This window comes from Streptomyces sp. NBC_00986 (assembly GCF_045162565.1).
In the GTDB taxonomy this organism is placed as follows: domain Bacteria; phylum Actinomycetota; class Actinomycetes; order Streptomycetales; family Streptomycetaceae; genus Streptomyces.
In genome coordinates, this window is record NZ_CP108733.1 from 2,602,979 (window position 1) to 2,622,324 (window position 19,346).

General features: G+C 68.8%; 16 protein-coding genes, 1 tRNA gene and 1 pseudogene. 9 read left to right on the forward strand and 9 right to left on the reverse strand.

Annotated features, from left to right (window positions below; all coding sequences use genetic code 11):
• Positions 1-7: 7 nt before the first annotated feature.
• From OG504_RS11365 to OG504_RS11375, 3 genes are read right to left on the reverse strand one after another with little or no spacing between them, the layout of a single operon-like run.
• On the reverse strand, positions 8-1,024 hold the full coding sequence (locus OG504_RS11365; protein ID WP_405989699.1) for an iron-containing redox enzyme family protein: 1,017 nt from the start codon (positions 1,022-1,024) through the stop codon (positions 8-10).
• Positions 1,021-1,233, reverse strand: coding sequence for a CDGSH iron-sulfur domain-containing protein (locus OG504_RS11370; RefSeq protein ID WP_405989700.1), 213 nt, complete (start codon positions 1,231-1,233; stop codon positions 1,021-1,023). The genes OG504_RS11365 and OG504_RS11370 overlap by 4 nt, the downstream gene beginning before the upstream one ends.
• Positions 1,214-1,894: a HemK2/MTQ2 family protein methyltransferase gene (locus OG504_RS11375; RefSeq protein ID WP_405989701.1), complete on the reverse strand. Its 681-nt coding sequence runs from the start codon at positions 1,892-1,894 to the stop codon at positions 1,214-1,216. Before OG504_RS11375 ends, OG504_RS11370 begins: the two co-directional genes overlap by 20 nt.
• Positions 1,895-2,395: 501 nt before the next feature.
• On the opposite strand from OG504_RS11375, the gene OG504_RS11380 reads away from it, so the two are divergent.
• A complete protein-coding gene (locus OG504_RS11380; protein ID WP_033279280.1) occupies positions 2,396-2,566 on the forward strand; it encodes a hypothetical protein in 171 nt (56 codons plus the stop codon).
• A gap of 288 nt (positions 2,567-2,854) precedes the next feature.
• Positions 2,855-3,754, forward strand: a pseudogene (locus OG504_RS11385) (PP2C family protein-serine/threonine phosphatase); the annotation flags it as partial.
• Positions 3,755-3,931: 177 nt separating this feature from the next.
• On the opposite strand, the gene OG504_RS11390 reads toward OG504_RS11385, so the two are convergent.
• Positions 3,932-4,306, reverse strand: a complete 375-nt coding sequence (locus tag OG504_RS11390) for a PRC-barrel domain containing protein (protein ID WP_405989702.1) — start codon at positions 4,304-4,306, stop codon at positions 3,932-3,934.
• Between the two features lie 647 nt (positions 4,307-4,953).
• On the opposite strand from OG504_RS11390, the gene OG504_RS11395 reads away from it, so the two are divergent.
• A complete protein-coding gene (locus tag OG504_RS11395) occupies positions 4,954-5,490 on the forward strand; it encodes a barstar family protein (protein ID WP_405989703.1) in 537 nt (178 codons plus the stop codon).
• 550 nt (positions 5,491-6,040) lie between these two features.
• Positions 6,041-6,670 (forward strand): hypothetical protein, encoded by a 630-nt coding sequence (locus OG504_RS11400; protein WP_405989704.1) that lies wholly within the window; start codon positions 6,041-6,043, stop codon positions 6,668-6,670.
• Between the two features lie 340 nt (positions 6,671-7,010).
• Here OG504_RS11400 and OG504_RS11405 read toward each other — a convergent pair.
• Together OG504_RS11405 and OG504_RS11410 are read right to left on the reverse strand one after the other, a co-directional pair.
• Positions 7,011-7,095: transfer RNA gene (locus OG504_RS11405), tRNA-Leu, on the reverse strand.
• A gap of 253 nt (positions 7,096-7,348) precedes the next feature.
• A complete protein-coding gene (locus OG504_RS11410; RefSeq protein WP_405989705.1) occupies positions 7,349-7,792 on the reverse strand; it encodes a MarR family winged helix-turn-helix transcriptional regulator in 444 nt (147 codons plus the stop codon).
• A 72-nt stretch (positions 7,793-7,864) separates the two neighbouring features.
• Here OG504_RS11410 and OG504_RS11415 point away from each other — a divergent pair, with 72 nt between their 5' ends.
• Positions 7,865-8,782: an LLM class flavin-dependent oxidoreductase gene (locus OG504_RS11415; RefSeq protein WP_405989706.1), complete on the forward strand. Its 918-nt coding sequence runs from the start codon at positions 7,865-7,867 to the stop codon at positions 8,780-8,782.
• A gap of 32 nt (positions 8,783-8,814) precedes the next feature.
• Here OG504_RS11415 and OG504_RS11420 read toward each other — a convergent pair whose 3' ends face one another.
• The 3 genes from OG504_RS11420 to sucC all read right to left on the reverse strand — a co-directional run bounded on the left by OG504_RS11420 (position 8,815) and on the right by sucC (position 12,618).
• Positions 8,815-10,407: an aldehyde dehydrogenase family protein gene (locus OG504_RS11420; protein ID WP_405989707.1), complete on the reverse strand. Its 1,593-nt coding sequence runs from the start codon at positions 10,405-10,407 to the stop codon at positions 8,815-8,817.
• Between the two features lie 187 nt (positions 10,408-10,594).
• The gene (gene sucD, locus OG504_RS11425) at positions 10,595-11,476 is read right to left on the reverse strand and encodes a succinate--CoA ligase subunit alpha (protein ID WP_405989708.1); all 882 of its coding nucleotides are present in this window, start codon (positions 11,474-11,476) and stop codon (positions 10,595-10,597) included.
• An 11-nt stretch (positions 11,477-11,487) separates the two neighbouring features.
• Positions 11,488-12,618 (reverse strand): ADP-forming succinate--CoA ligase subunit beta, encoded by a 1,131-nt coding sequence (gene sucC / locus OG504_RS11430; RefSeq protein WP_405989709.1) that lies wholly within the window; start codon positions 12,616-12,618, stop codon positions 11,488-11,490.
• Between the two features lie 144 nt (positions 12,619-12,762).
• Between sucC and OG504_RS11435 the strand changes: the two genes are divergently transcribed.
• From OG504_RS11435 to OG504_RS11450, 4 genes are all read left to right on the forward strand, one after another.
• Entirely contained in the window at positions 12,763-14,445 is a 1,683-nt protein-coding gene (locus tag OG504_RS11435) for a thiamine pyrophosphate-binding protein (RefSeq protein ID WP_405989710.1), read from the forward strand.
• An 11-nt stretch (positions 14,446-14,456) separates the two neighbouring features.
• A complete protein-coding gene (gene frc, locus OG504_RS11440) occupies positions 14,457-15,689 on the forward strand; it encodes a formyl-CoA transferase (protein WP_405989711.1) in 1,233 nt (410 codons plus the stop codon).
• A 4-nt stretch (positions 15,690-15,693) separates the two neighbouring features.
• The gene (locus OG504_RS11445) at positions 15,694-17,838 is read left to right on the forward strand and encodes an acetate--CoA ligase family protein (RefSeq protein ID WP_405989712.1); all 2,145 of its coding nucleotides are present in this window, start codon (positions 15,694-15,696) and stop codon (positions 17,836-17,838) included.
• A gap of 119 nt (positions 17,839-17,957) precedes the next feature.
• Positions 17,958-19,346: an OFA family MFS transporter gene (locus OG504_RS11450; protein ID WP_405989713.1), complete on the forward strand. Its 1,389-nt coding sequence runs from the start codon at positions 17,958-17,960 to the stop codon at positions 19,344-19,346.

The window sequence follows — 19,346 nt, forward strand, 5'->3', positions numbered from 1 at the left end:
GATCAGCTCACAACGGTGTGCGCAGGGAACTACGGCCGTCCCGCCAGGCGGTGAGGAGGTGGTTCCCGAGCCGGTTCTCGGTCCATTCGGTGGCGTCGACGCCGAAGGCGACGTCCTCGTCGAGGGAGGGATCCGTTTCGAGGAGGCCGCCTACGACGTCCCGCCGGACGATCTGTTCGTGGACCGCGTCGGCCTCGACGTGCTCTGCGTAGAAGTGGACGGCGGCAGGACCCGCGCCGACCCGTCGCAGTCCCTGGGCGAGGCGTCGTGAGCCGGGCGACGAGGTGGTCTCCACGGCCGCGAAGTGGCCCACCAGGGCTCCGCGCAGCGCCCGGTGCAGTCCGAACAGGGACATGAGGTTGACGTTCGTCAGCATCTCCGCGCTCGCCGCGTCGACGTAGCGCCCGTATGTGGTGTCGAGACCGAGGTCCGCCATCAGGTCGGCGAACAGCCGGGCGTGGATGCGCTCGGCCCGTCCGGCGCCGAACTCGTCGTACTCCACTGCCACCATCGCGGCCTTCGCGCGTCCCGTCAGCCGCGGAATGACCCAGGCGTGCGGATCGGCTTCCTTCAGGTGATAGACGGAACGTTGCGCCGCGTACTCCCGGAACTGCCACAACTCCCCCTGTTCCTTGAGGAATTGGGAGGGCCCTTCGGCGTCGGCGGGTTCCACGAGAAGGTCAGCGAGCGCGTCCTCCGCCCTTCTCGGCGGGCCGACGTCGGCGCGGAGCGCGGACAGGAAGCGGTGCTCCATCTCCGCCCGCAGCCGCAGCAGGCCGGGGTCCCACTCCCACGCGGGATCGACGCCGCCGAAGCCGCGGTAGTGCAGCTCGTAGCAGAGGTGGAGCGCGAGTTGCAGATCGTCCCCGTACGGCTCGGCGTACGTCGCCGTCACCCGCTGCGGCAGCGGTGTCCCGGCGGGCCGGGTGAGGGCCTGGCGGACCGTGCGGGAGAGTTCACCTCTGCTGCGGGGCAGCGCGGGGCCGGTGGTGTGGTCCCGGGCGGGCGGTGCGGTGGTGGTCATGGGGTCCGCCTCTTGTCCCGGGCACGGTGGCTGGTGTCGCACCAGGGGTAGGAGCGGCTGCGCCGGCAGACGCAGAGGGCGACGACGAAGCGGTCCGAACACACGGTGCGGCCGTCGTCGAGCACGACCTGAACCGGTCCTTCGAGGAGGATCGGCCCGTCGTTCGTCACCGTGACGCGGTGCGAGGGCTCAGCGGGTTCGTTCGGCACGGATGATCACCAGCTCTTCCTTCTCCTCGTCGGCGTCGACGAGCCCCCGCTCCCGTAGCCACGGAATGCGCGAGCGGAGTACGGGACCGAAGGGCACCAGACGCCGGTCGGTCACCCGGGCTTCGAGTCCCGACCGCTCCAGGGCGGCCAGGGTCGGCGCGATGCCGCACAGGGTGGAGTGCACGAGCAGCAGCACACCGCCGGGACGCAACGACGTGTGCGCCCTGCGGCAGATCCGGTCCAGCAGAAGACGTCCGTCGGCACCCGCGTCCCACGCCACCGCGGCACGATGGCGACCGGGAACGGCCCCGGGTGCCGGGACGTAGGGCGGATTGCTCACGACGAGGTCGAACCGACGGCCGGCGACCGGGCCGAACAGGTCACCGCGGAGCACTTCGACGGGCAGGCGCGCGAACCGGGCGTTGAGGCGGGTGGCGAGGACCGCCCGGTAGGTCCGGTCGACGGCGGTGACGTGGGCGCCCCGCCGGGCGGCGGCCAGGGCCAGGGCACCGGCACCGGTTCCCATGTCGAGGACAGCGGCTCCGGCGCGGACATACTCCCGGTCCAGTGCCTGGGCCAACAACTCGGTGTCGTGCTGGGGCACGTACACCCGCCACGGCGCCAGCACCGGGCCGCCCTCGCCGTCTTTTCGCGCCGTCATGCTGAGCACCCGTACACCTCACAGCCCGCGCCCCGAGCGTGTCACCGGACGCACCCGTCGGGGTGGCTCAATGCGAGAGGGCGCCTCACGGGCGAACCTCACAGGGAACACCCGACCATTGCGTCACAGCTGCGAGTGCCCGACGATTCGGACCTCACACGGCACAACGGACACGAACGCCTCACGGATGACCGAACGCCTCTGCTGCCGCTGAACGACACCCACGACATCACCCCGGGCCACCCGGCGGACTGAGCCCCGAAGAGCCTGGGCACTCGGGGCGACTTCGCGCGGGCGTGGCCGTCGAGGGCGGCCCCTCCGGCACACGGTCCGAACCGGAAGGGCCTGACCGTCACATTCCCCCGGGGGACATGGCGACGGGTGACGGCCGAGTGCCCATATATCCGCGACCTACCTGCAGCCCCGGCCTGCCGAGATCCGCTGCCGTCAGGGCGTCTGACCGGAACGATTCAGGGCACTCGGCGACCAGGAGGCTCAATCATGGTTCCCATTCTGCTGGTGTTGCTCGTGGTGCTGATTCTCTTCGGCGCCGGTTTCGCGGTCCAGATTCTCTGGTGGATCGCTCTGGTCGTACTCGTCCTCTGGCTGCTGGGATTCCTGGTGCGCGGGACGAGCGCGAGCGGGAGTCGGGGGCGCTGGTATCGCTGGTAGTCCTCTGCACAGCGGCCCGCACCCGGGCCGGACAGCCCTCACGCACCACCTGGAGCAGCGATGACCAAGCACGAGCACGCACGCCCTACCCCTCCGTCGCAGGCTCCCGGAGAGAGCGGCGACGCGGAGGCCCGGGACGAGGCCGAGGAAGCGACACGACCCCGCACACCGGAGGAGGCTTCCGCATCGGGCAGCGCCGAGGGCCGGCCCTCCGAGGAGAGCACCCAGGCTGCCGTACCGGATGAATCAGACGCGTAGCGGTTGGTTCCCGTCCGGTTGGTCGGTCGCGTGCAGAGGCGGGTCGACGACCCGCGAACCCCCGTACGCAACCGTCCCACCCATCCCGGCCTCCTGGGCCAGTCGGCGGCCCAGGCCCTGAACCAGGACACCGGGGTCGCGGTCGTCCGCGTCCCGCACGACCGGTGGCGAGCACTGCTGCCGGCCGACCACCTGCCCGGCGAGACAGCGCTCGCGGCCGCCCTGGGCAGCGCCGACGACGACCAGCTCTTCCAGCAGCCGCCCAACGCGAGCGCCCTGGCCCTGGAGGCCCTGCGCACGTACAACAAGGAACACATCCTGGGTCCGGCCCTGCAACGCTCCTTCCTCTCCGAGGAGTTGCCGACGGTCCCCGGCGTCGAACTGGCCTTCCGCTACCTCCCGGCCTCCGAACACGCCGAGATCGGCGGGGACTTCTACGAAGCGGTGCGGCCCGTCGACGGCCTGCAGCTCGCCATCGGAGACGTGGTCGGGCACTCGGTGACGGCCGCGACCGTGATGGGCGAGGTAGGTCACGCACTGCGCACCTACACCATCGAGGGCGACCCTCCCCACCACATCCTGGAACGCCTGGAAACGCTGCTCGGTCAGTCGCAGCCCGGCGTCACCGTCACCCTCTGCCTCGCCCTCGTCACCTCGCACGACCGCCGGCTGCACATCGCCAACGTCGGCCACATCCCCCGCTGTTGATCGGCCCGGACCACGGGCCACGCTTCCACCACCCCCCACGGCCCGCTACTCGGCACAGGGCTCCCGCATCCCCCACCCACCGTCCTACCGGCCCCACCCGGCACCCGCCTGCTCATGGTCACGGACGGCCTCGTGGAGATACGCACCGCCCATCTCGACACCACACTCGGCGAGTTCAGTGACGCCGTCACCGAAGGCCCCGACGATCTCGAGGAGTTGTGCGATCTGCCGCTCGCCCGTTTCGGGCACAACAAGGACGACGACATCGCCCTGATCACCGCCCCGTTCTCGTGGGCGGCCTGCCTCGTCGCCGGATGGCCCTTCGTACGACGGGACATGCGAGAGCCCCGGGACTCCTCTCGGAATCCCGGGGCCGTGGTGCTCGCGGCAGCTGCCGGATCAGACGAGCGGGCCGCCGAAGGGACCGCCGCCGCCCGTGCCGTAGTACGTGCCGACCCGATCGTGGTAGCCGCGGTCGCCGAGGTGCTTCTCCCGGTCGAACTCCGGGGCGTCCTTGATCTGTTGCTTGGTGAGGCCGACGGCCACCTTCTTCTCCTTCGGGTCGATGCTCACGACCGTGCTCGCCGGGAGCAGGACCTCCTTGCCGAAGATCCACACACCCGTGTCGACCACCAGGTAGGCGTCACCGACCTCGTCGGAGTGCTTGTCGACCTTGCCGATACCGCCGTCCGTCGCCTCGACCTTGAATCCGGTCAGGTCCGTACCCGGCTGGTGGCCCGACTCGGCCTGGTAACCCCATACGTTGTCCGTCATGCGAAACCTCCCCTTGCAGTGCGTGAATACCGAGGATGCCCGTCCGGTATTCCGGTGGGCGCCCCTCGGCAGGTCGAGTGCCCACCGTTTCCCGTCCCACACAATTTTAATATCCAACTACACACCGCATGAGGTCACCACCGGCACGAACGCCCCCTCGACCCACCGCTTCCAACCCTCCGGAAGACGAATCCCAGGAGCCGCAGAACGGCTACGAAGACGGCAACGCACCACAGAATATGAATAGCGAATCCGACGCCACCCAATACCAGAGCGAGGAGAAGCAAAGGAATCAACACAGCCATGCCGCCCCCGCTTCACGAAAGGCCGCGGCACCCTCTGCGCCGTATGGCATGCGGGCATTTTCCAGCCTCATTTCCACGGCACGTCGCCGACCTTCCCGACCGAGACCATTCGCCAGGTCGACGAGGCCGGTCCACAGGAGACAGCCCCCAGCCCCCGGAGTGCCGGCCAGGGCGCGGCGCCCGCCGGCCACAGGCGTTCGGCCCCACGGATACTCACCCGAATTCATCACATCAACCCATGAAAGCGAAAAAACGCCCTCCGAGAAGCGGCGTCTAAGCCCTGGACGACAACGAGATTCGGGACGCAGCACCGCGTACAAGCCCGTCAGTTAGGGTTTGCCGGTGGCCGCCTTCGACCCTGACGCCGACCTTTCCGATGATCTCGCCCTGCGCCTGATGGCGGATTCCTTCGTCACTCTGTACTGGCGCCGGAGTCTGCTGGACGAGGCCACTGCCTGGTTGCGCGACCACGGCTACCAAGTTGTCGTGCTGGATGCCGGGCAGTGGACCGCGGAAGCGGACACGCACCGGGACGTCGCCTCGGCGTTGGACTTCCCGGACTACTACGGACGCAACCTCGACGCGCTCAACGACTGCCTCCGGGACGTCGAGTCCTTCGAGTACGGAAGCACCAGGGACACGACCGGCCTGGTCATCGCCTTCACCGACTACGACCACTTCGCCCGCGCCGAACCGCGTACGGCGCACACCGTTCTGAACATCCTCGCCGACCGCGCCCGCAGTGCGGCACTGTTCGGACACCGCATCATGAGTCTGGTCCACAGCGACGACCCGGACATCGAGTTCGATCCAGTCGGCGCCATGCCTGTCATGTGGAGCGACGCCGAATGGTCCGACGCCAGTCGTCACCCCGCCTGATTCCCGCGGGGCACCGATCAGCCGACAGCCGCGGTTCGTGGCCCCGGCGGGTTGGACCGTTCCAAACCTGCACGGCGAGCACTACGACGACCCCTCGCACCAGCCGCCTGACGATCCCTCCGGGTACCGTTCGGTTCGGCCTCCATCGACGCTCAGCCGAACAGCAATGCGGATCAACACCCAGCTCGAGGGCGCCGTGACCTGCGGAAAGAGGATGCGACACAAGCACTGAGCTTGCCGTTTAACCTCTGGCGCGGGGAGGGGCGTTGACGAGCAGGTCCGGCCGGCGAAGTACGGGGCCGCTGGTGATCGCTTCCCATGTGGAGGGTGATCGTTTCCCGGAGCAGGGGTCGGGTGCGGTCGCCGGCCTCCCCGTCGGATGCGTGACCAGTAATGTGACCAACAATGTCATCGCCGATGGTGGAAGCTGGTTCTAGTGATGCCTTCCTGGGCCGCTTTGGGGGGAGCCCTCATCCTGGGGCTACTGGCGGCTCGATCCTGGGCGAGGGGTATCCGGCGCTGGTCGGATCCCTACGCGCCCGCGGTACCGGTGGCGGCGTTCGCACGCCGCCTCGCCCTCGGACCCAAGCAGCAGGCCAGGCTCGAACGTGCCTCGCTGCTCGATGCGGCGTGCTTGAGTGGTCTGTCCGTGATGTTTCTGGGCGGTGCCTGGCTCCCCGCCGATGGAGCCGGGCACCGTGGGAGACCGGTGGCGGCCTTCGCCGTCGTCCTGGCGGGGTTGGTGGTTTTTTGCCTCGCCTTTGTGGTCCAGGTGATGGTGGTGGTCTCCGGACAGCCGGCCTTCCTGCTGGCGAGGGAGAAGGCCATGGGGGTGAGACCGCGGTCCGTCGGGTCGGGTGATCCTGCCTCGGCAGGCACCGAGGTGTCCGTCTATCGCGATGACGCGGACTCCTATGCGCAGTTGCGGCGCTATGAGGTCTACATCGACGGCAAGCGCGTCGGCCGGCTGCGGCGCGGGGAGTTGGTCAACATCCCCGTCGCCGCGGGCTCGCATTCCGTCCAGGTGAGGATTTCCTGGCGCTCCAGTGGTGAAGTACCTGTCGAAGTCGGTTCCGGTGAGCGGGTGAGCCTGATCTGCCGGGCGAAGCCCGGCGCACGTACCGACCTGGGCGGCGTCACCCGCCAGCGGGACGGCTTCCTACTACTCCGCGAGGTGTGAACCCGCCCTGGGCGATACGGCAGTTCACCAATCCGCGAGAGCCAGATCGTTTGCGAGGACCATCGGTTCGGAGCGACCGGGTTGCCGTCGATGGGACAGATCGCGGCCCCGGTGGCTTGAGTCCGCATTTCGGATTCGGGGCGGTTTGGGGCACATGAGCAGTCACTTAGGTCAGCCGAGGCACCCGTACGGGGAACAGCGCGCATCGAGCACAGCACGCTCACCCCTTGTTGACGGCTGAGCTCCACCGGCAACTTGGACTGCGCCTCACGCACCACCACAAAAAAAAGAGATGGTGCCGACCGAAGCACGGCCGGCACCATCCTGTACACACAAACTGTGTCCGAGGGGGGACTTGAACCCCCACGCCCGATAAAGGGCACTAGCACCTCAAGCTAGCGCGTCTGCCATTCCGCCACCCGGACTAGGTGTCTGCCGCCTGACCGGGGGTGTTCCCCGCGGCGACATGGACAACAATACCAAGCTTTCGGAGTGCCTTTCACCTGCATATCCGCCCCTGGGAGAGCCGGCCGCGGAGGGCCCGCGACCTGCGGAAACCCTCCACCACGGGTGAACGATCGACTACGGACGCCGGCCCGATTCGGCCGCTCCGCCACCCACCCGCACCCACTCGCTTCCACCCCCAACTCCCACTCCCACTCGCCCCCATGGCTCCCGTCACTCCCGCTCCGCGAGCACCAGCGTCTGCAGTGCCCGGACGAGTGACGCCGCCGTTTCCTCGTCCAGCGGTGCGAGGAAACGACGCTCGGCAGCCCGTCGGGCCTTCTCCGCCTGGCGCAGGCAGTCCCGGCCCTCCGGCGTCAGTTCGACGATGTTCTTACGGCGGTCCTGCGGGCTACGGCGCCGCTCCACCAGACCGTGGTCCTCCAGGCCGTCGATCAGCGACACCATCGTGGTCCGGTCGACCCCGAGCTGCCCAGCGGCCTCGACCTGCGACAACGGCTCCCCCGCCGCGAGCACCACCAGTACGGCCAGCTCATGGCCGTCCACCCCATGGGGCGCCAGCGCCTCGGCCGATGCCCTGGCCAGTTTGGCCTGAGCGTGCTTGAGGAGGTAACCGAGCCGGGATTCCAGGGGAGTGGGCTGCTGATCGTTGGCCATTCGCCGACTGTATCCCGACTGAATCCCTCATCTGATCGTCAGCAGTGCTGATGATTGGCTACGCTGACGGCCATGGCAGACAAGGCAGACACGACCACCGTGCGCTTCGGAATCAAGACCACCCCCATGCATGTGTCGTACGAGGACATCCGACAGGTCTGGCTGGAGGCCGACACCGTGCCGGAGATCGCGGACGCCTGGCTGTGGGACCACCTGCTCCCGGTCGCCGGACCGAAGGACGGACAGATACACGAGGGCTGGACCCTGCTCAGCGCCCTCGCCGCGCAGACACGGCGGCTGCGGCTCGGGCTCCTCGTCACCAGCAACCGCATCCGTCCGCCGGCCGTGCTGGGCAAGATGGCGTCGACGGTGGACGTGATCTCGGACGGGCGGCTGGTGCTCGGGCTGGGAGTCGGGGGCACGCATCAGCCGCCGGGCGCGGGCGGGATCTCCGGCGCCAATCCGGCGATCGCCGAGTACGAGGCGTACGGCCTCTCGCTCGTCCCGCCGGGCGAGGGCCTCGCGCGGCTCGCGGAGACCGTCGAGATCCTGAAGGGGATGTGGACCCGAGACGTCTTCGACTTCGAGGGCCGCCATTACCGGCTCCGGGGCACGCGGTGCGAGCCGAAGCCCGTGCAGCGGCCGGGTCCCCCGCTGCTCATCGGCGGCTGGGGCACCCGGCTGCTGCGGCTGGTCGCCGCGCACGCCGACATTTGGAACGTTCCCGGGCCGCCGCACAACACTGTCGACCACGTCGCCGAGCGCGCCCGCGTCCTCGACGCGCACTGCGCCGAACTGGGCCGCGACCCGGGTGAGATCACGCGCTCGGTGCAGGTCCTGGTGTCGTACGACGATCCGGCCGCGACGCGCGAGACGGTCGCCCGGCTCGTCGACGCCGGGATGAACCACATCGTGCTGAGTCTGCCGCGTCCATATCCGCGGGGCGTGGCACGGTGGTTGGCCGACGAGGTGATCGCCGGGCAGCCCTAGTCAGGCGGACGCGAGTGCTGCCCGGCTTCTGGTCACGGCATGAGCTGGTACTCCGGGAAGTTGCCCGGCAACCGCTCCCCCACCGGACCGTGCGTCACCGCGCGGACGAGCAGTTCGCCGCCGACGAACGCACCGCGCCAGGACGCGCCGAAGCCGCCGAACAGTTCGTCGCGGTCGCCGCGGGAGCGTGGTGTGCCATGGCCGACTTTGAACGCGCGGATCTGCGGGGCGAGTCGGTCGTAGGTCGCGCGGTCGTCGGTGGACAGGGTGGCGACCAGCGCGCCGTTGGACGCGTTCATCGCGGCCAGCAGCTCGGCCTCCGTGTCGACCAGGACGATGGTGTCGACCGGGCCGAACGGCTCCGCGTGGTGCAGCGGGGACGACCGAGGCGGGTTGAGAAGCGTGACGGGGCGGACGTACGCCGAAGTGTCCTGCCCGGGAAGGAAGTTGGCCTCGGACAGCTTGCCGCGGTGCAGCGGTACGGCGCCACGGTCGATCGCCTCGGCCACCTGGTCGTGGAGCTCCTTCGCCTTGGCCGCGTTGATCACCGGACCGAAGTCCAGTTCCGGGGACGGATCTTGGGCGTGCCGGACCGCAAGAGGGTGGCCGACACGGAGAGTTCGGACCGCGGGGAGGTACGCCGTGAGGAACTCGTCGAACAGCTCACGCTGGACGACAAAGCGTGGATACGCCGTGCAGCGCTGTTTGCCGTAGTCGAAGAGCTTGGGGATGACCGCGGTGAGCGTGTCCCAGTCCGTGTGGTTCCAGATGCCCCAGGTGTTGAGTCCTTCCTGTTCGAGGATGTGGCGTTTGCCGAGGTCGGCCACGGCCGTGGCCACCGCGGCCCCGGTGTCGCGCCCGCCGACGAAGGAGACACAGCCGATCTCGGGCGCCCGCACCAGCGCCTCCGACAGCTCGCCTCCGCTGCCGCTGACGAGGGTGACGGGAATCCCCTCGCGCGCGGCCAGCGCCGCGGCCAGGGTGAGGCAGGCGACGCCACCGTCGGTCGGGGTCTTGGCGATGACCGCGTTTCCGGCCAGCGCCTGGACCAGCATGGCGTGGACGAGCACGCTCATCGGGTAGTTCCAGCTCGCGATGTTGGACACCGGGCCGTCCAGCGGGGTGCGGCCGGCGAGCATCGGCTCGACGCCGTCGACGTACCAGCGCACGCCGTCGATGGACCGGTCCACGTCCGCCTGCGCGAGCCGCCACGGCTTGCCGATCTCCCAGACCAGCAGCAGCGCGAGGAGTTCGCGGTGCTCGGTCAGGGCGTCCAGCGTGGCGGCGACGCGGGCGCGCCGCTCGTCGAGCGGGACGTGGCACCAGGCGCGGTGCTGGTCGAGGGAGGCGCGTACGGCCTGGTGGGCGGTGGACCGGTCCAAGCGGGGCGGGCCTGCGATCGGGCTGCCGTCGACGGGTGTGGTGGCGGGCAGGGCCCGGCCGTCCCGCTGCCAGGCCGCGTTCCAGAGGTTGAGGACACGATCGTCCTGGAACGCCTCGGGCGCGACGGCGAGACAACGCCGCCAGGCGTCACTCCAGGACGTGCCCGCCTTGAGGGTCGGGGGGTGAGCGTTGGGCGTGGAGGTGGGTGTCGGGGTCGATCCGGGCGTGAGGGTTGATGCCATGCTTCTGCTCCGCTCTCGGTGCACAGTCGGGGCGGGGTGAGGCAGGAACGGTCCAACGTACGAACTGTCGTACAGATGAAGCTAGTTGCGCTCGAAGGAGCACAACAGTCACGTCACCTCAACTATGAGTGACGTCACGTGCCGCCCACGTGAGCGGCAGTGCCTCATACAGGAGATCCAACGCCTCTCACTGGAGATTCAACCGGTCCAACACCAGCCGGGCGGTCTCCGTCGGCGTGCTTCCGACCTTCACTCCTACGGCCTCCAGCGCCTCCTTCTTGGCCGACGCCGTACCGGAGGAGCCGGACACGATGGCGCCCGCGTGGCCCATGGTCCTGCCCTCGGGTGCGGTGAAGCCGGCGATGTAGCCGACGACGGGTTTGGAGACGTGGTTGCGGATGTACGCGGCGGCGCGTTCCTCCGCGTCGCCGCCGATCTCCCCTATGAGGACGACGAGTTCGGTGTCGGGGTCGTCCTGGAACGCGGCGAGGCAGTCGATGTGGGTCGTGCCGACGACGGGGTCTCCGCCGATGCCGACGCAGGTCGAGAAGCCGATGTCCCGTAGCTCGTACATGAGTTGGTAGGTGAGCGTGCCCGACTTGGACACCAGGCCGATGCGGCCCGGTTTGGTGATGTCGGCGGGGATGATGCCCACGTTGGCCTGGCCGGGGGTGATCAGGCCGGGGCAGTTGGGGCCGATGACGCGGGTGCCCTTCGCCGTGGCGTGCGCCGTGAACGCGACCGAGTCGTGGACCGGGATGCCCTCGGTGATGACGACCGCGAGGCCGATGCCCGCGTCGGCCGCCTCGATCACCGCCGCCTTCGCGAAGGCGGGCGGCACGAACACGACGCTGACATCGGCTCCCGTCGACCGCATACCGTCGGCGACCGACCCGAAGACCGGCACGGCCCGGTCGTCGAAGTCGACGGTACGGCCGTCCTTGCGCGGGTTGACGCCGCCCACGACGTTGGTGCCGGCCGCGAGCATCCGGCGGGTGTGCTTCATGCCCTCGCCGCCGGTCATGCCCTGGACGAGAACCTTGCTCTCCTTGGTGAGGTAGATCGCCATGTCCCGGCTCCTTAGCGTGCGTTGGCGAGGTCGGCGGCGCGGCGGGCGGCGCCGTCCATGGTGGTGGCCTGCTGGACCAGCGGATGCGCGTGGCCGTCGAGGACGGCCCGGCCCCGGGCCGCGTTGTTGCCGTCGAGCCGGACGACCAGCGGTTTGGTCAACTGGACGGTTTCCAGGGCCCGTACGATGCCGTCGGCCACCGCGTCGCACGCGGTGATGCCGCCGAAGACGTTGACGAACACCGACTTCACGGCCGGGTCGGAGAGGATGACGGACAACCCGTCGGCCATGATCTGGGCCGACGCCCCGCCGCCGATGTCGAGGAAGTCGGCGGGGCGGGCACCGCAACCGGCGACCACGTCGAGCGTCGACATGACCAGGCCCGCACCGTTGCCGATGATGCCGACCTCGCCGTCGAGCTTGACGTAGTCGAGCCCCTTCGCCGCGGCCACCGCCTCCAGCGGATCGTCGTGCGCAGCCCCCTCGGCACCCCAACGCGCCTGCCGGAAGCGGGCGTTGTCGTCGAGGGTGACCTTGCCGTCGAGGGCGAGGATCTGCCCCTGCTTCGTCCGGACGAGCGGGTTCACCTCGACGAGAACGGCGTCCTCGCGGACCAGCACCTCCCAGAGCCGCACCAGGACGTCGACGGTCTGCGGCGGCAGCCCGGCCGCTGCGGCGATCTCGCCCGCCTTGGCCGAGGTGACTCCCTCCGCCGGGTCGATGTGTATACGGGCGACCGCATCCGGTCGACTGGCTGCGACCTCCTCGATCTCCATACCGCCCTCCGCGGACGCGATCGCGAGGAAGCGGCCCGCCGCGCGGTCGAGGACGTAGGAGACGTAGAACTCGCTCTCGATGTCGACGGGTTGGGCCAGCATCACCTTGCCGACCGTGTGGCCCTTGATGTCCATGCCGAGGATCTGCCGTGCGGTCAGTTCGGCGGCGGCCGGGTCCGAGGCGAGTCTGACCCCGCCCGCCTTGCCTCGTCCGCCGGTCTTGACCTGCGCCTTCACCACGACGCGCCCGCCCAGCCTGCGGGCGATCTCGCGTGCCTCCTTGGACGAGGCGGTGACCTCGGCCCGGGGCACCAAGATGCCGTGTTCCTCGAAGAGTTCCCTTGCCTGGTGCTCGTACAGATCCATCCGGGCTCCTCACCTAAAAGTGCCGCACGCCCCCTGGACACCACCCACCGGATGCGGGATAACAAGTTTCATACAGTATTCGTCGACTGTATGCAATGTACCGCGAGAGAGTTCCAACCCCCTACGAAGGGACAGGACTTCGCCATGCCCGACGACACCCAGGACGTGATTTCCGGTGGTCATCTCGTCGCCAAAGCCCTGAAGGCCGAGGGGGTCGACCGCATCTACACCCTGTGCGGCGGCCACATCATCGACATCTACGACGGCTGCGTCGACGAGGGCATAGAAGTCGTCGACGTACGCCACGAACAGGTGGCAGCCCACGCAGCGGACGGTTACGCGCGGATCACCGGCAGGCCGGGGTGCGCGGTGGTCACCGCGGGTCCCGGTACGACCGATGCCGTCACCGGTGTCGCCAACGCCTTCCGCGCGGAGTCCCCGATGCTGCTGATCGGCGGCCAAGGCGCCCTGACCCAGCACAAGATGGGGTCGCTGCAGGACCTGCCGCACGTCGACATGATGACGCCGATCACCAAGTTCGCGGCGACCGTGCCGGATACGGCGCGCGCCGCCGACATGGTGTCGATGGCGTTCCGCGAGTGCTACCACGGCGCGCCCGGCCCCTCCTTCCTGGAGATCCCGCGCGACGTCCTCGACGCGAAGGTGCCGGTGGGCAGGGCGCGGGTGCCGAAGCCCGGTGCCTACCGCGCCTCGACCCGGTCGGCCGGCGACCCCGAGGCGATCGAGAAGCTCGCCGACCTGCTGGTCCACGCCGAGAAGCCGGCGATCCTGTTGGGCAGCCAGGTGTGGACAACTCGCGGCACCGAGGCGGCCATTGACCTCGTCCGCACGCTCAACATCCCCGCGTACATGAACGGCGCGGGGCGCGGCACCCTCCCGCCCGGCGACCCGCACCACTTCCAGCTGTCCCGCCGGTACGCCTTCTCCCACGCCGACGTCATCGTCATCGTCGGCACACCCTTCGACTTCCGCATGGGCTATGGCAAACGCCTCTCCCCCGACGCGACCGTCGTACAGATCGACCTCGACTACCGCACCGTCGGCAAGAACCGCGACATCGATCTCGGCATCGTCGGCGACGCGGGACTCGTCCTGAAGTCGGTCACCGAGGCCGCCTCGGGACGCATCAACGGCGGCGCGTCCCGGCGCAAGGAGTGGCTCGACGAGCTGCGCGCCGCCGAACAGACCGCGATCGAGAGGCGGTTGCCGAGTCTCAGGTCGGACGCGTCGCCGATCCACCCGTACCGACTCGTCAGCGAGATCAACGACTTCCTCACCGAGGACTCGATCTACATCGGCGACGGCGGCGACATCGTCACCTTCTCCGGCCAGGTCGTGCAGCCCAAGTCGCCCGGCCACTGGATGGATCCGGGCCCGCTCGGCACCCTCGGCGTCGGCATCCCCTTCGTCCTCGCGGCCAAACAGGCACGCCCCGACAAGGAGGTCGTCGCGCTGTTCGGCGACGGCGCGTTCTCCCTCACCGGCTGGGACTTCGAGACCCTCGTCCGCTACGACCTGCCCTTCGTCGGCATCGTCGGCAACAACTCCTCGATGAACCAGATCCGTTACGGCCAGGCCGCCAAGTACGGCCTGGAGCGCGAGCGGGTCGGCAACACCCTCGGCGACGTCCACTACGACAAGTTCGCCCAGATGCTGGGCGGTTACGGCGAGGAGGTCCGCGACCCCGCCGACATCGGCCCCGCGCTGCGACGTGCCCGTGAGTCGGGCAAGCCGTCGCTGATCAACGTCTGGGTCGACCCGGACGCGTACGCCCCCGGAACCATGAACCAGACGATGTACAAGTGAGGTGAACGGCCATGACCGCCAGGGCACTTGAGGGCATCCGCGTCCTCGACATGACGCACGTCCAGTCCGGCCCCTCCGCGACCCAACTGCTCGCCTGGCTCGGCGCCGACGTCGTCAAGCTGGAGGCACCGACCGGCGACATCACGCGCAAGCAGCTGCGCGACCTCCCGGACGTCGACTCGCTCTACTTCACGATGCTCAACTGCAACAAGCGGAGCATCACCCTCAACACCAAGACCGAGCGCGGCAAGGAGATCCTCACCGAGCTGATCCGGCGCTCCGACGTCATGGTCGAGAACTTCGGGCCGGGCGCGGTCGACCGTATGGGGTTCACCTGGGATCGCATACAGGAGATCAATCCCCGGATTGTGTATGCGTCCATCAAGGGCTTCGGGGACGGCCCGTACACCAACTTCAAGGCGTACGAGGTCGTCGCGCAGGCCATGGGCGGGTCGATGTCGACCACCGGCTTCGAGGACGGGCCGCCGCTGGCCACGGGCGCTCAGATCGGCGACTCCGGCACAGGAGTGCATACAGTAGCCGGGATACTGGCGGCACTCTTCCAGCGCGAACACACCGGCCGGGGTCAGCGCGTCAACGTGGCCATGCAGCACGCCGTGCTCAACCTGTGCCGGGTCAAGCTCCGCGACCAGCAGCGCCTGGCGCACGGCCCGCTCGCCGAGTATCCGAACGACGACTTCGGCGACGAGGTGCCCCGCTCGGGCAACGCGTCCGGCGGCGGGCAGCCCGGCTGGGCGGTCAAGTGCGCGCCGGGCGGCCCGAACGACTACGTGTACGTCATCGTGCAGCCAGTCGGCTGGAAGCCGCTGACCGAACTGATCGGCCGGCCCGAGCTGGCCGGGGACCCCGAATGGGCCACGCCCGAGGCCCGGTTGCCGCAGCTCTCCAAGATGTTCCAGCTGATCGAGGAGTGGTCGTCCACGCTGCCCAAGTGGGAGGTGCTGGAGCGGCTCAACGCCCACAACATCCCGTGCGGGCCGATCCTGTCGACCAGGGAGATCATCGAGGACGAGTCGCTGGTCGCCAACGAGATGGTCGTGACGGTGCCGCACCCCGAGCGCGGCGAGTTCGTCACCGTGGGCAGCCCGCTCAAGCTCTCCGACTCCCCCGTGGACGTGACCAGTTCACCGCTGCTCGGCGAGCACAACGAAGAGGTCTACATCGGCGAACTCGGTCTGGGCGACGAAGAGTTGCGCCTCCTCAAGTCGAACGGGGTGATCTGACGTGATGGCAGAGGACCGGGTCCTGAAGGTGCGCGCACTCCTCGACTCCGTGCGGGCCGAGGGACGGTTCGCGCTGACCGCGCCGGAGGGCAAGGTGATCGCCGACGCGTACGGGATCGCCGTACCGGGTGAGGAGTTGGCGACGGACGTCGACGAGGCCGTGGCGTACGCGGCCCGGTTCGGCGGGCCGGTGGTGATGAAGATCGTCTCCCCCGACATCCTGCACAAGACCGACGCCGGCGGAGTGATCGTCGGGGTGGAGGGCGCGGCGGACGTCCGGGCCGCGTTCCACAGGATCGTCGACAACGCGCGGGCGTACGACGCCGACGCCCGCATCGAGGGCGTCCAGGTGCAGGAGTTGCTGCCCCAGGGCCAGGAGGTCATCGTCGGAGCGGTGACCGACCCGACGTTCGGGAAGGTGGTCGCATTCGGGCTCGGCGGGGTGCTCGTCGAGGTGCTGAAGGACGTGACGTTCCGGCTCGCTCCCGTGACCCCGGACGAGGCGCTCTCGATGCTGGACTCGATCCGCGCGGCGGAGATCCTGCGCGGAGTGCGCGGGCAGGCGGCGGTCGACCGGTGGGCGATCGCCGAGCAGATCCGCCGGGTGTCCCAACTGGTCGCGGACTTCCCGGAGATCGCCGAGGTGGACCTCAACCCGGTGATCGCGACTCCGGAGGGCGCGGTCGCGGCGGACATCCGGGTGATCCTCGCCGAGTCGCAGCCGGTACCTCGTCGACGGTATACACGCGACGAGATCCTGACGACCATGCGCCGTCTCATGGAGCCGACCTCGGTCGCCGTGATCGGTGCCTCGAACGAGCAGGGCAAGATCGGCAATTCGGTGATGCGCAACCTCGTCGACGGCGGCTTCGCCGGGGAGATCCATCCGGTGAACCCCAAGGCCGATGACATTCTCGGCCGCAAGGCGTACAAGAGTGTCACGGACGTTCCCGGTGAGGTGGATGTGGCCGTCTTCGCCATTCCCGCCAAGTTCGTGGCAGCGGCACTGGAGGAGGTGGGTCGCAAGAACATCCCCAACGCCGTCCTCATCCCCTCCGGCTTCGCGGAGACCGGTGAGGTCCAACTCCAGGAAGAGATAGTCGAGATCGCCGAGCGTTACGGCGTCCGCCTCCTCGGACCGAACATCTACGGCTACTACTCCACCTGGCACGACCTGTGCGCCACGTTCTGCACGCCGTACGACGTGAAGGGCGGGGTGGCGCTGACCTCGCAGTCCGGTGGCATCGGGATGGCGATCCTCGGGTTCGCGCGGACCACGAAGACGGGGGTGTCGGCGATCGTCGGGCTCGGCAACAAGTCGGACCTGGACGAGGACGACCTGCTGACCTGGTTCGGCGAGGACCCGCACACCGAGTGCATCGCGATGCACCTGGAGGACCTCAAGGACGGCCGCGCGTTCGTCGAGGCGGCCCGAAAGACCGTACCCCGTAAGCCAGTTGTGGTGCTCAAAGCGGGTCGTACGGCCGCGGGTGCGAAGGCCGCCGGCTCGCACACGGGCGCGCTGGCCGGCGACGACGCGGTGTACAGCGACATCCTCAAGCAGGCCGGTGTCATCCGGGCCCCCGGGCTCAACGACATGCTGGAGTACGCGCGCGGGCTGCCGGTGCTGCCGACTCCCCAGGGAGACAACGTCGTCATCATCACCGGCGCCGGCGGCAGTGGCGTACTGCTCTCCGACGCGGTGACCGACAACGGTCTCTCCCTGATGGAGATTCCGGCCGATCTGGACGCGTCCTTCCGGAAGTTCATCCCGCCCTTCGGTGCCGCGGGCAACCCGGTCGACATCACCGGGGGCGAGCCTCCGTCGACGTACGAGGCAACGATCCGGCTCGGGCTGGAAGACCCGCGGATCCACGCGCTGGTGCTCGGCTACTGGCACACCATCGTCACTCCCCCGATGGTCTTCGCGGAACTCACCGCGCGCGTGGTCGCCGAGTTCAAGCAACGCGGCATCGAGAAGCCGGTGGTGGCGTCGCTCGCGGGTGACGTCGAGGTCGAGGAGGCCTGCCAGTACCTGTACGAGCGCGGGGTCGTGGCGTACCCGTACACGACCGAGAAGCCGGTGGCGGTGCTCGGCGCGAAGTACCAATGGGCGCGCGCGGCAGGGCTGTTGGGCGGTGGTTCATGACGTGAGCCGACGCGGGGCCGGCCGACAGTGCGGTCGGCCGGCCCCGGGGACCCGTGCGCACGCGAAAGGCATTGGACAGGGGGCGCTGGCCAGACTTTCGACGCAAGGGGCACTGAGCGATGGCAACAACGGACTACCAAACGTCCGTCCCCTACAGGGAGGTGACGGACCGTCACGGCCGTGTGTACCGCATCGGTGAATCCGATGTCGACATCATGGGCCGGGCGCGCAAGTGGATGGTCGTCCTGCCCTGGGTGGGCATGATGGGCATCAGCTCCGCCGAGTACGCGTTCACGTCGGCGGAGGACACGCTCCACGACGCGCATCTGTGGAGCAGTGGGCACATCTTCTGGCTGATGGGCGTCTGGGTGTTCTTCCAGGCGGCCGTGGCCTTCCCGGCCGGGCGGTTGCGGGAGAGCGGCCAACTCCCCGCCCGTACGGCCATGTTGATCGGCGCGCTCGGCACCCTGCTGGGCTATCTGGCACTCGCCTTCGCACCGAACGTGCTCGTCGCCTACTTCGGCTTCGGCATGTGCAGCGGTATCGGCGCCGGTCTGGTGTATGCGACCTGCGTGAACATGGTCGGCAAGTGGTATCCGGAGCGCAAGGGCGGCAAGACGGGCTTCGTCAACGGCGGATTCGCCTACGGCTCCGTGCCGTTCGTGTTCCTGTTCACCTCCGTGCTCGACCTCGGCAACTACAAAGTGCTGCTGAGCCTGGTCGGCGTAGGACTGTGTCTGGTGGTCGCGTCGGCCGGCTGGTTCTTCCGCGATCCGCCGAAGAACTGGTGGCCCGCGCACGTCGATCCGCTCACAGCGGCCCAAGACCCCAGGATCCGGCGGGCGTTGGAGAAGAACCCGCCGGCCGTCAAGCAGTACACACCCAAGGAGGCCGCCCGTACCCCCGTGCTCTGGATGATGTGGTTCTGTCTGCTGTGCACGGCCGGCATCAACATCTTCGGCATCGCCTTCCAGGTCCCGTTCGGCAAGGACATGGGCTTCGCGGGCGGGATCGTGGCCACGGCGATGTCCCTCAAGGCGATCGTGAACGGCACCGGGCGCGGTGTCATCGGCTGGATCTCCGACCGCTACGGCCGCCGCCACACGCTGATCATCGTGTGTCTCGTGCTCGGTACGGCCCAGTTCGGGGTGCTGGTCTCGGGCCAGATGGGCAGCATGCCGTTCTTCCTGTTCTGTTCCATGGTCTCGGGTTTCGGCGGCGGGGCGATCTTCCCGCTGTTCGCGGCCATGACGGCCGACTACTTCGGTGAGAACAACAACGCCAGCAACTACGGGATGGTCTACAGCTCGAAGCTGATCTCGGGGCTCGTCGGCTCCGGTCTGGGCGCGGTCGTCGTGGGTGAGTGGGACTACCACGGCGCGTTCGTCCTGGCCGGTTCGGTGGGCCTGGCCTCCGCGGTGCTGGCGCTCTTCCTCAAGGCTCCGGGCAGGCCCGACGCCCGGCGCATCGTGCCCAATCCGCACCCGCTCGGCGAGGAGATGGCGTGA